Origin of the sequence: Bacillus sp. TH22, assembly GCF_016651015.1 — a bacterium.
GTDB lineage: Bacteria > Bacillota > Bacilli > Bacillales > Bacillaceae_G > Bacillus_A > Bacillus_A mycoides.
Window position 1 is genome coordinate 1,198,770 of record NZ_JAEKER010000001.1, and the last position, 11,928, is coordinate 1,210,697.

Annotated in this window: 14 protein-coding genes; 3 read left to right on the top strand and 11 right to left on the bottom strand. The window is 34.4% G+C overall.

The genetic code is table 11. The features are described from left to right. Positions 1–28: 28 nt before the first annotated feature. The 4 genes from JFU18_RS06020 to JFU18_RS06035 all read right to left on the bottom strand — a co-directional run bounded on the left by JFU18_RS06020 (position 29) and on the right by JFU18_RS06035 (position 1,895). Positions 29–472 carry a MarR family winged helix-turn-helix transcriptional regulator gene (locus JFU18_RS06020; protein ID WP_002012331.1) on the bottom strand — a complete coding sequence of 148 codons (444 nt, stop codon included), beginning with the start codon at positions 470–472 and terminating at the stop codon, positions 29–31. A gap of 101 nt (positions 473–573) precedes the next feature. Beyond that, entirely contained in the window at positions 574–897 is a 324-nt protein-coding gene (locus JFU18_RS06025) for a carboxymuconolactone decarboxylase family protein (RefSeq protein WP_242486437.1), read from the bottom strand. Continuing rightward, positions 894–1,304 (bottom strand): tautomerase family protein, encoded by a 411-nt coding sequence (locus JFU18_RS06030; RefSeq protein ID WP_002126897.1) that lies wholly within the window; start codon positions 1,302–1,304, stop codon positions 894–896. The genes JFU18_RS06025 and JFU18_RS06030 overlap by 4 nt, the downstream gene beginning before the upstream one ends. 24 nt (positions 1,305–1,328) lie before the next feature. Further along, entirely contained in the window at positions 1,329–1,895 is a 567-nt protein-coding gene (locus JFU18_RS06035) for a DUF4865 family protein (protein ID WP_201033638.1), read from the bottom strand. A gap of 120 nt (positions 1,896–2,015) precedes the next feature. Here JFU18_RS06035 and JFU18_RS06040 point away from each other — a divergent pair, with 120 nt between their 5' ends. After that, a complete protein-coding gene (locus JFU18_RS06040) occupies positions 2,016–2,804 on the top strand; it encodes a LysR family transcriptional regulator (protein WP_002031321.1) in 789 nt (262 codons plus the stop codon). A 164-nt stretch (positions 2,805–2,968) separates the two neighbouring features. On the opposite strand, the gene JFU18_RS06045 is transcribed toward JFU18_RS06040, so the two are convergent. From JFU18_RS06045 to JFU18_RS06075, 7 genes are all read right to left on the bottom strand, one after another. Continuing rightward, on the bottom strand, positions 2,969–3,922 hold the full coding sequence (locus JFU18_RS06045; protein WP_002126891.1) for a branched-chain amino acid ABC transporter permease: 954 nt from the start codon (positions 3,920–3,922) through the stop codon (positions 2,969–2,971). A gap of 49 nt (positions 3,923–3,971) precedes the next feature. Then, positions 3,972–4,832, bottom strand: a complete 861-nt coding sequence (locus tag JFU18_RS06050; protein ID WP_193654048.1) for a branched-chain amino acid ABC transporter permease — start codon at positions 4,830–4,832, stop codon at positions 3,972–3,974. A gap of 22 nt (positions 4,833–4,854) precedes the next feature. Then, positions 4,855–5,556, bottom strand: a complete 702-nt coding sequence (locus JFU18_RS06055; RefSeq protein WP_016103179.1) for a branched-chain amino acid ABC transporter ATP-binding protein — start codon at positions 5,554–5,556, stop codon at positions 4,855–4,857. Further along, complete coding sequence (locus JFU18_RS06060; protein ID WP_016103178.1) at positions 5,534–6,307, bottom strand: ABC transporter ATP-binding protein; 774 nt, start codon at positions 6,305–6,307, stop codon at positions 5,534–5,536. Before JFU18_RS06060 ends, JFU18_RS06055 begins: the two co-directional genes overlap by 23 nt. Before the next feature lie 90 nt (positions 6,308–6,397). After that, positions 6,398–7,615: a substrate-binding domain-containing protein gene (locus JFU18_RS06065; protein WP_201050288.1), complete on the bottom strand. Its 1,218-nt coding sequence runs from the start codon at positions 7,613–7,615 to the stop codon at positions 6,398–6,400. Between the two features lie 298 nt (positions 7,616–7,913). Then, the gene (locus JFU18_RS06070) at positions 7,914–8,831 is read right to left on the bottom strand and encodes a CobW family GTP-binding protein (protein ID WP_170972649.1); all 918 of its coding nucleotides are present in this window, start codon (positions 8,829–8,831) and stop codon (positions 7,914–7,916) included. A gap of 117 nt (positions 8,832–8,948) precedes the next feature. Continuing rightward, positions 8,949–10,385, bottom strand: coding sequence for a flavin monoamine oxidase family protein (locus JFU18_RS06075; protein WP_201033636.1), 1,437 nt, complete (start codon positions 10,383–10,385; stop codon positions 8,949–8,951). A 200-nt stretch (positions 10,386–10,585) separates the two neighbouring features. On the opposite strand from JFU18_RS06075, the gene JFU18_RS06080 reads away from it, so the two are divergent. Both JFU18_RS06080 and JFU18_RS06085 read left to right on the top strand, forming a co-directional pair. Next, positions 10,586–11,530 (top strand): L-lactate dehydrogenase, encoded by a 945-nt coding sequence (locus tag JFU18_RS06080; RefSeq protein WP_002012312.1) that lies wholly within the window; start codon positions 10,586–10,588, stop codon positions 11,528–11,530. A 112-nt stretch (positions 11,531–11,642) separates the two neighbouring features. Further along, the gene (locus JFU18_RS06085; RefSeq protein ID WP_002086206.1) at positions 11,643–11,927 is read left to right on the top strand and encodes a YesK family protein; all 285 of its coding nucleotides are present in this window, start codon (positions 11,643–11,645) and stop codon (positions 11,925–11,927) included. Position 11,928 lies beyond the last annotated feature (1 nt).

Genomic DNA, 11,928 nt, shown 5'->3' on the forward strand with positions numbered 1-11,928 from the left:
GATTAGTCAATTGATTAAGTAAAAAAAATTACTCATTCGGTAATTCTTTTTTTTCACTATGCTTATGAACTTTTGACATCAACTCGTATAGTATTTTCTGCTCTTCTTCATTTAATACATCATCAAAAAATGATGATTGAAATGCAAGTTGCTCTGGCAATGCTCTTTCTAAAGCCGCTTCCCCTTGCTCTGTAAGACTAATTGTTTTCGTTTTCCAATCTTGTTTTCGTATAATATATCCTTCTTTTTCAAGACGTGTTAACATTCGAGAAATACCGCCTTGTGTAACGGTAACTTTTTCTGCTAACTCCATTTGTGTTAATGGCTGATAAGTCCGTATTTGCAAAAGCACATCAAATTGGGCTGTTGTTAAATCAAAACGTTTTAAAAACTCATTTGACATTTGATTACTTTGGTTCGTAAATCGTATTAAACGTAGCCATATTAACGATCCTATCGTATTTTCACGCATGTTTCATCACTTCCTAGCGTTGATCTTACTATCACTTTACCACTCAAGTGATAGTAATGCAAGTAGAAATATGTTAAAAATACCTCCCAAAATCATTATTCTTAACTTTCCATTTCATTCATTGCTATATTTAAAGCTGCCACAGCTTTTGGCCAACCAACATAAAAAGCCATATGTGTTATTAATGCAATTAATTCATTCTCCATTATCCCATTTTGTTTAGCTAGCTTCAGATGAAATGATAATTGTTCTGTATTACCAAGACCGATTAGTGCCGACAATGTACATAAGCTTCTTTCTCTTAATGTTAAAGTGGCATCCCGCCACACTTCCTCAAATAATATCTCTTCACTATAATGAGAAAATACAGGTGCTATTTCTCTCATTTTCTTCGGAATATAAAATTCAATTGGTTCATTCATCATTTTGCTCCCTTCATTTTTACCAATTGTGCCATCCCTTGACCAAATGACCAGTTTTCAGCAGCTGTCTCATGTAATGTAATAAAAATGTCAGTAACTTTCACATTAGAACATGCTGAAATTTCAAAGGATATAGATTGATACAAACCTTTTTTCTGTTGCACTGTTCTTCCAGGTCCACATGTAATAGAAACATGAATCATATTCTCAGTTCTCATTTCTCCTCTTTCCAACAAATAATATGGATTATACAAAAATTGATTTTGTTGATAAGGTAAAAATATTTGAAAATAATCATTTTCAGGGATGTTAAAATGTTCAATTAATGCAAGATGGATACATTCACCTATCTTTTTCAACTCTTCTTTATTTAATATATCTTCATGATAATAAACGTTCACAAAAGGCATAGATTTTCATTCCTTTTTCTTAATTTAGCATTCAACAACATATCCTCGTGAAATATGTAAAATCTCATAAATAGTAACATCGCCCATTACATCTATTTCAGGCTTTTCCTTATAAAAACTGAATTGACTATATCCCCACTTATCCGGATTATAAACTATTACATTTCCTAAACATTTTTCTATGTTTTGCACATTTTCATTTACTTTATTTAATTGCGTCCCAATCAGCGATTTACTTTGAGAAATACTCCCTGCATATTCAACAGCATATCTACTTTTTCTAAAATCATTACTTAAATTAACAACTAATGGAACAACTATATTTATTTGTTGCCACCCAAACGATTGCAAAATATTATCGTAATACCCTTCAAAGATAAATTTATTCATCCCTTCATGACCATTCCAAATATATAAAGGTGCATAACAATTATGGAAACCCCCATCCTTACCTGCCTCAGCAATTAAATAAGCCTTAAAATTCAACCCTTGAAAACCATCCGTTTTATAACCATTCTTTTTCACCCTTTCTCTAATAGTCCCCATATCATAATCTTTTGGCAAAATGACCTTATATTGCATACCAATCATGTTTATCACTCACTTTCGATCTTATATATATAATGATAAACCGATGATCGGCTGACGTAAAATAGGTATAAATTATGTTTGATATCATTTATAATGATACCGTATAAGGGGCTGAAATGAATGGAAATAAATGATCTTATCATATTTAAAACTGTAGCTAACGAAGGATCTATTAGTAAAGCCGCTAAAGAGCTAGGCTATGTACAACCAAATGTAACTGAGCGAATCAAAAAATTAGAACAAGAATTAGAAACGCCTTTACTACATAGAGATAACAAAGGTGTCTCCCTGTTACCTTCTGGTGACATTTTATTAGACTACACGAATAAAATATTAGCTCTTTTAGAAGAAGCCAAAGATGAAATTAAAACAAGTGCATCTTCTTATGTAATAGCGACGTCACAATCTATTTTGACTAATTATTTAAGTATGCGTATTAAAGAAAATTTCAGGAATTATCAAATATATATAGAAAGTAGTAGCCATTTACAAAAACTACTACAGCAACAAAAAGTTGATATGGTCATAACTTATGAGGATTATCCCGACGCAGCGTTTAAAAAAGTATTCACCACTTCAATTTCTGTAGGCTTATTAAAAGCGAAAGAACAGTGTAACATTGACTTTTCAAAAGAACTTTTCTTTGTTAGTAACGATAAAAAGTGCCCTTTTAGAAATATGACAATACAATTTCTAAAAGAAAACAATCTATCTCAGCATCAACTTCAACAGTTAGATTCTTATTCGCTTATTGAAGAGTTTATTGTTGAGGGAAATGGGATAGCTTTTTTACCGATTAGAAATGATAAATTAGTTCCAGTTGAAAATGTCGCGGTTGAAAAACTACCTATTAACTTCTTTACAACTCGAGACTTAGATAAAGTGATTCCAGGTGAACTATTTAATTAATAAAAAGGCTACACTTGTCGTATTTTACGGGTAAATAAATATCCCTTTTCGAATCGCTAATATAACTTCATATACTATCGTACGGCTTAATAAAATAAAAAGGGATGTTACCTAGTTAATATGTTTAACTACTAGGACATCCCTTTTCATCTTGAAGACTTATTTTACACGTTCTGTTCCACCCCTGTACTCTTCTCCTTCTTACTTCTTTTAAAATTCTTCAACTTCTTAACCGTTCCAACTAATCCTTTTGGAAAAACTAATAACACGATAATGTATAATAAACCTAGAATAATCGTCCACCTTTCAAAAATCGGATACTCTGTAGCTAGTTCTGATAAATAATATTTCAGTGATTCAATAATCCCCGCTCCAGCAATAGCTCCGATTAACGTTCCAACTCCCCCAATCATTGTCATCAATAATGCATTTAACGTCATTTCAATTGAAAATACAGTTGTATTAACAAAGCGTAATGTGATGACAAATAAACCACCGCTAATCGCTGCAACTACTCCTGCAACAACACTAGCAATAATTTTATAATGAAGAACTTTATAGCCAAGTGCTTCAACTCGTTGTTCATTTTGTGAAATCGCCTTTAACACTTTCCCAATTGAAGATTTTGTGAAAAGACGTAACAAAATGAAAATACTGATTAGACATATAAATGTTATATAATAAAATGTAAAACGATCACGGAATATATCTGGTACACGAAATGTAAATCCATCTCCTCCATGAGTCAGTGAACGCCATTTTTCAGCAAGTACAAAAAACAGCTGGGAAATAGCGAGCGTTAACATTGCATAAAAATGACTTTTCAGCCGTAAAGAAAGCAAACCGATTATATAACTAACGATGGCTGATACAATAATTGCGGCTGCTATTCCTATAAAAAAGTTTGTGATAGACACCCCTTGTCGATCAAATAAAAGTGCTACCCCATACGCCCCTATACCAAAGAACATACAATGACCGAATGAAACAATACCTGTATATCCAAGGAGAACATCAAAACTCATAGCGAAAATAGCAAAGATGAAGATTTGAGTGAACAAAATTAACAAGCTCCGTGAATCATTTACGAATGGAAATACACTTAAACAAATGAGCATAAATACTCCGAAGTATACTTTAATTCGATTCGATGTACTGTTCACCATTTCACCCCTTTTCACCAACAAGTCCCGTTGGCTTCACTATTAAGAAAAATAGTAACATTAACATATTAATTGCAAGTGATAAATCCGGTATAAAATATGCTGTAAAAGCACCAGCTAATCCAACAATTAAAGAAGCGATTGCTGAACCTTGTACGCTTCCTAATCCTCCAATTATCACTACTATAAAAGCTAAAATCGCATACTGCATACCCATCTCAGCAAAAATAACTCCTGAATATGGTGCTAGTAGAAAACCACCTAACGCCGCCATCCCTGCTCCTAATAAAAAAACAAACGAGAATATCGCTTTTACGTTAATTCCGAGAGCTTGAACCATCTCTTTATCCATTACACCAGCGCGAATCATAAGTCCTATCTTTGTTTTTTTCAGCAGCAATAGTAAAGCGATGTAAATTAGTATCCCAACTAAAATAACGAATAGGCGATATTTTATTAAGATAACTCCTCCAAATGTAAAACTGCCTTGAAGCCATAACGGTAATTTTGCAGCAATTGGATTAGGACCCCAAAATATTTTGATGCACTCGCTAAGAACGAGCATTCCTCCGAGTGTCACGAGAAGCTGCCGCACATGGTTTCCATACACTGGTCTAATAAGAAATCTTTCTAAAATGAAACCGAGGAACATACCCATAGCGACTGCCCCAATTAGCGCTAATAAATAACTATCTGTCATATTAAATAACCAAACGCCTGTAAATGCTCCCCATGCAAATAAACCGCCATGCGCAAAATTTAGTACGCTCATTAAACCGAAAATAAGTGATAGACCAGACGCTAATAAAAAAATAAGCATCCCTGTCGAAACGCCATTTACAAATAAGTTAATTAGCACATCCACGTTCTATCCCCCCGTATCAATGTTAAGAAATACCTAAATATTTATGACATGTTTCCTTATCCTCTCGCAGTTCCTCCATGAAACCGTTATGCACAATGCGCCCATTATCCATAATGTAAAAATAATCACCGATTTGACTAGCCATCATAAAATTTTGTTCAACAAGTAAAACAGTCGTTTTTTCCTTCATTTTCAAAATGGCTATCATTAATTTTTCTATCATAATGGGCGACAAGCCTTTACTCGGCTCATCAATAAGTAATAAACCATCACTATTAATAAATGCTCTTGAAATTGCTAGCATTTGCTTTTGCCCTCCGCTTAAGAGTCCGCTTTTTTTGTGCCAAAATTGCTTTAAATCTGGAAATAATTCAAGCATCCAGTCTATTTTTTCTTCCGCTTCTTCTCCCTTCCCCCTAGCAAGAGCGAATGTTTCTTCTACTGTCAGGTCGTGAAAAATACCTTGATTTTCTGGTACATACCCTATTCCTTTCCTTGAAATTAAATGTGTAGATAATCCATTTACTTGTGTACTATCATAATAAATTTCACCATGTGCGATATGGTGAAATCCCATAACCGAACGTAATGTCGTAGTCTTCCCTGCCCCATTTCTTCCAAACAGTACAGTAATCGTTCCTTTCTCAACAGTAAGAGATACCCCTTGTAAAATATGAAACTGATCTAAATACGTCTCTATATTATTCACTTGTAATAGTGCCACTATATAATCCCCCTAAATAAGCACTTTGTACACGCTCATCTTTCATCATTTCTTCGGGCAAACCTTCAGCCAATAACTCTCCATGGAATAAAACGATAAGATGGTCTGACAAACCTAGTACCATATCCATTTTGTGTTCAATAAGTACAATTGTACTCTCTGGATGTTTCTTAATATTTTCAATCACTTGTAAAATAGCCGGTACCTCCTCAACTGATATACCTGCCGTCGGCTCATCAAGTAGTAACACATCCGTTTTTAAAGCTAATAACATCGCAAGCTCTAACTTTCGTTTTTCCCCATGCGCTAGATCTTTCGCTAATACATGTTCTTTCTCGTGAAGTAATACTGTTTTTAAGAAACGTCTCGCCTCTCCAACTTGTTGCTTAAATTTTGCCGAACTCGGAAAAAAACTATAGTAATCTTGCACAAATGATTGAACACTTAAACGAACATTTTCAAGTACCGTTAACTCTGGGAATATATTTGTAAGTTGAAAAGAACGACCAATTCCTAATCGAGTACGATCCGAAATTGATAAATTTGTAATCTCTTGTCCTTTAAAATATACTTCACCCTTTGTTGGAGAAATTTGTCCACTTAGTAAATTGAATAGCGTTGTCTTTCCAGCACCATTCGGTCCAATTATTGAAATGAGCTTTCCTTTTTGTACCGTTAAATTAACATCCTTAATAACATGATGATCCCCAAAAGATACACAAAGATTTTTTGTCTCTAACAAATGTGTCATAAAATTCCTCCCACTGAAAGCCATGTTTATGAAAGAAACAAGTATAAAGAGGGTATTCCCTCTTTATACAAAGACAACAGAAAATTCAGTCTATTTATTCTGAATTGATGGTTCTGTCTCTTTCATCGTTAATTCTCTCTCTAACACTGGTACTGGATAATCAACACCATCTTGCTTTTTCAGCGTTATAGAATATAGAGTTTGTAATGCTTGATGATCCTTCTCTCTAAATTTCATCTTTCCTTTCGGTGTCTCAAATTCCATCCCTTCCATTTTCTTAATAAGTGTATCTACATCTGTATCGCCCTTCGTTTTCTTTAAAGATTCGACGATAGAAATTGCCGCTGACATTCCTCCTGCTGTAAACAGATCTGGAACAGCACCATTAAAACGTTTTTTATGTTCTTCTACTAGCCAATCGTTCACCTTATTCTTTGGAAGTGAGTGATAATAAACAGAAAACCCTTGCATCCCTATTAGCGCATCCATCGTTTTTAATGCTGGTATATCAGGTGCACCAGTAGAAATTTTAATACCTTGCGCTTCCACATTCATATCTTTCAACTGTTTCCATGGTGAATTCGCACCTGCCCAAACGATAAATAAATAATCTGGCTTTGAGCTAATAATATTTTGAATATTTGCAGTGAAATCAGTTGAATTCGTATCCGCGTATTGCTCGTTTACAATATTCGCACCTAATTTCTTTGCTCCCGCTTTAAATGCTGCAATCCCTTCACGACCGAAAGCATTATCTGGAGCAAACGTCGCAATCTTTACATCTTTTTTAGCAATTGAGGCAGCCCCAGCAATCGCATCTTGCGAAGAGTTTCTTCCTGTTCTAAAAATATATTTATTCCAGTTCTTCCCGGTAATACTATCAGCAACTGCCGGTTCTACAACCATAATTTTTTCATATTCTTCAGCTAGTGGTAAAACTGCTAATGTATCACTTGAACTAGATGATCCGACTAAAAAATCAACCTTCTCTTCTTCTAATAATTTCGTAGCTTTCTTAACCGCTACATCGGCTTTCGTTTCCGTATCTTCTACAACAAACTTAATCTTCTTCCCTTCCACTTTCCCAGTTCCACCAGTTGTATAATCTAACCCTAATTCAAACCCGTTCACTGTTTGTTTTCCATACGATTCCAATGGACCTGTTAACGAAGCAAGAACCCCTACCTTAATCGTTTTTTCATCTTCTGTACTTGTCTTCTTTCCCGAACAAGCTACTGTTACTAATAATGACCCTAAAACACAACCAGTAACCACCGTTCTTAGCCATTTACGTTTTTTTATCGACATTGTGATCCTCCCCATACTTTACTTTCTGATAGAATCAAACACGCCAAATTCCCCTGTCCGTAATCATGACTTTAAAATTGGTAATGGAAAACTCTTGTAGTAACCTCTACATTCGGCACAAATCTATAATCACCTTCCTATTAAATGGAAACGGACATACAATCAATATATATTCCGTTGTTCAAATGAAATTACTGTTTCATTACAGTAATCATCACGCAAAAAGCTGCAAATAATTAACTTAATTCATTAAGTCAATTATTTGCAGCTTACCTAAAAAAATGATTAGAAAAACCGATTAATTATTTTCGACTTTCTCTAACCCCTCAACCAATTGCTTCTTATCTAATCCTTCCCCTATTACTACCAAATTTGTCGGGAAACCGAAGTCTTGTTCCAGTAAAGTTGGTACGCCAAATGAATATTGGAATAAGTGAGGGTATTTATCTCCATGGAATTTCACAAATCCTTTTACACGATAAATACTATCTGGTAAATTCGAAAGCCATTCGTATAATTTATCTTGATCAATCGATTTCGTAAATTGATACGTCATCGTTTGTATATGTAAATGCTGTTTGACATGTAGTGTCTCATGTTCTCCATCTCTCACAAATTCAGCTTCTTCTATATCTTTTAAAGATATATTACAATACTTTGTTTCAAACAATTTCGCATGATTATTTATTGCTTTTACGTCTTCAAGTACTTTGTTCTTATCCGAATCTGTTAATAAATCTGATTTATTAATAAGAATATGACTTCCATATTTCATTTGCTCATGTAATAGCTGTTGTACATTTGCACTTAATATACTTCGGTTTAACCATCTTACTGCATCTAATACGACTACTATAGATTTCACTTCAAGGAAAGGAGCTAAAATTGGTGATACACATGCATCTAACACTTCAATTGGATGTGCGACACCTGTTGTTTCTATATAAATTACATCTGGTCTTTCTTGTTGATATAAAGAATGTAATTGAATTTCAAGCTCTTCTTTTAACGTACAACAAATACATCCTTTCAGCAGTTCCCTTAACACATTCTCTTTTCCAATAATATCTGTATCTACCGAGTATTCACCGATTTCATTCATTAACACGGCAACTTTTCGATTTTTCTTCTTTTCTGCTAATAATAAATTTTGCAGCAATGTTGATTTTCCGCTACCTAAAAAACCACCTAATATATGAATCTCTACTTTACTCATACGACCGACCATCCATTTCTCTACTTCAAATTTCTTCAAAGCGTAATAATTACGATTTATATTTATCATTTTATTAAAAGAATACCTATTTGTAAACAAAACTGCTAGATTATCGTTTCATTTTTCATTCACTTCATGAGCAACTCTAATTCCAGACTCAATAGCTCCTTGCAACCACCCATGTGTTAACGTCGTATGTTCTCCTGCAAAGTGCACCCTGCCAGCTGGCGGCGTAATATATGGAAACAATTCAAGCTCTTGCCCTGGTTCAAAAGCTGTAAATGCTCCGCAAGAATACGGATTTTGACTCCAGCTAAAAGATTCTCCCGCAACATACTCACTATAAACCACATTTCCATATATTTGCGCTAAATTTTTCAACGCATAACGAATACGTTCTCTATTCGAGAGACTATCCCACGTTAACGCCTCATCTGCCCACGTATAACTCACTAAAACGATAGCCGCCCCTGGTGTATGAATGCCGTAGCTCGGATAATATGTAAAGCGGATAGGTAAATCTGTAATTGACTTACCACCATATTGTCCTGCTCTTTCCCAAAATCTACTTTTAAACTCTATCGCAATTTTAGTTGCAGCAATATAATTTAATTCACGAATTGCCCGCCTTTTATAATAAGAGAATAAATGATATGGCTGAACTTCTACAAATCGCAAAGCTGAAAATGGAATTGTGACAATAGCGATGTCACCAGTTACTATAAATGAATTTAACGTTTGTTCATGTGTTACTTGCATCATTACTTTATTATCTTCCTGTATAATTTTTTCTACTTTATACGACATAAAAATATTATCCTTTAGCTCTGGTAAAAATGAATTTGGTAATTTATCCATTCCGCCCGTTATCTCATAATATTTCGTCGTTGAAGTGAAAAAGATCATTTCGCGTAATACTTCAATTAATGACATTCCCATGTATGCTTCCATATCAAGAAGTACTCCGATCATATCTATTGCCCCATCTGAATAATACTCGGTTAAAAATGAACCGAGCGAATATGTTTTATACTTTTTTTCAACAATAATCCAGTTTTTATTAGGATTTTTCTTAATATAATTTAGTATCGGTTCCAATACCTCTAACATTAACCCTTCTGCTGTTTTCCCTCTTTCTTTATCTAAAACTGGATATCCAAGTACACTTGGATCCTTTTCAAACACATCCAATCTCGTTCTTTTGTTATTCGTATAAATTATATCTGAAGAAGTTTTATTAATAAAAAGGTTTAACGGTAGTTTAAATTTATGAATGTAGGCTAAAGTTAAATCATGAGTATCCGGAATACGCATAGGGCCTGCGTTAAAATATAACCCTGCGCTAAATGGTTCACGAATCGTATACACCCTGCCACCTATTCTGTTATTCGCTTCTATAATCGTTACCTCGTGTCCAGCCTCTTTTAATAAAGATGCTGCAACTAATCCAGACATCCCTGCACCGGCAATTGTAATCCGTTTGGGGTTATTTGTTTTGGCAAGCCCTTCATGAATAATTTGAAGCATTTCTTCCATCGATAATGGATTCCCCATGCCAATTCCCCTTTTATGAAGGATTTTACTGAATTATATTCGTTTAACAGGATTCCTATGTTTCATTCAAGTAATTGAGCGGATACATTTTCAATTACTTGAATATCTTTTATAAAATGTAATAAAATAGATATGAAACTATAGAAGTAAGACGTATTATCTTACATAATAAAATTAATGAAATTGCGAGGAATTTTGAAATGAAAAAAGGTATTAACCGTGTTGTATTAGTAGGAACAGGAGCAGTTGGGTGTAGTTATGCTTACTGCATGATTAACCAAGCTGTAGCTGAAGAATTTGTTTTAGTGGATGTAAATGAAGCAAAAGCTGAAGGAGAAGCAATGGACTTAAGCCATGCCGTTCCTTTCGCACCAGCTCCAACAAAAGTTTGGAAAGGTAGTTATGAAGATTGTAAAGACGCAGATCTTGTTGTAATTACAGCTGGATTGCCACAAAAGCCAGGTGAAACACGCTTAGATTTAGTTGAGAAAAACGCTAAAATTTTCAAGCAAATTGTTCGTAGCATTATGGATAGCGGCTTTGATGGCATCTTCTTAATCGCAACAAACCCTGTAGATATTTTAACTTACGTAACTTGGAAAGAATCTGGTTTACCGAAAGAACGCGTAATCGGTTCTGGTACAACTCTTGACTCAGCTCGTTTCCGCTATATGTTAGGTGAGTACTTCGATATTGGACCTCATAACATTCACGCTTATATTATCGGAGAGCATGGTGATACAGAACTGCCTGTGTGGAGTCACGTATCAATTGGTATTCAAAAACTACAAACGCTTCTTGAAAAAGACAACACATATAACCAAAAAGATTTAGATGATATTTTCGTAAACGTTCGTGATGCAGCTTATCACATTATTGAACGAAAAGGTGCTACATACTACGGCATCGGCATGTCACTTTTACGTGTTACGAAAGCAATCTTAAGCAATGAAAACAGCGTATTAACTGTATCAGCATATCTTGAAGGTCAATACGGCCAACAAGATGTTTATATCGGCGTACCTGCTGTTTTAAACCGCGGCGGTGTTCGTGAAATTTTAGAAGTTGAACTAAGTGAAGAGGAAGAATTAAAATTCGATCACTCTGTTCAAGTGTTGAAAGAAACAATGGCTCCTGTTCTTTAATCATATTTTTCAATCAAAAAAGCAATCCGATTTATATTGGATTGCTTTTTTATATTTTTATAGTTCCCCCTCAATTTAAACGGTAATATTATCTATAAAAAGGGGTGATTTCATGAATGATTCTTTGACGATTGCAATCCTCTTGCTAGCTGTAGCATCCTTAATACTTTTCCTCTTCTTAATCATCAGAACGCTATTTCCAACTAAAAAATATGATAAAAATCTCGGATTGATTCTAATTATTTTAAGCTTGTTAGCAATACCGATAAGTATCTTCCTTGTAGGAGGATGGGCAGGTATGGGAGTTAGTGTAATCGCAGTCTTTATTTTTGCTGCTGTTATTATAGCTTTAATTGCAAATACCTTCATTAAACTACCTCCTCCAAAGAAAAAATAAT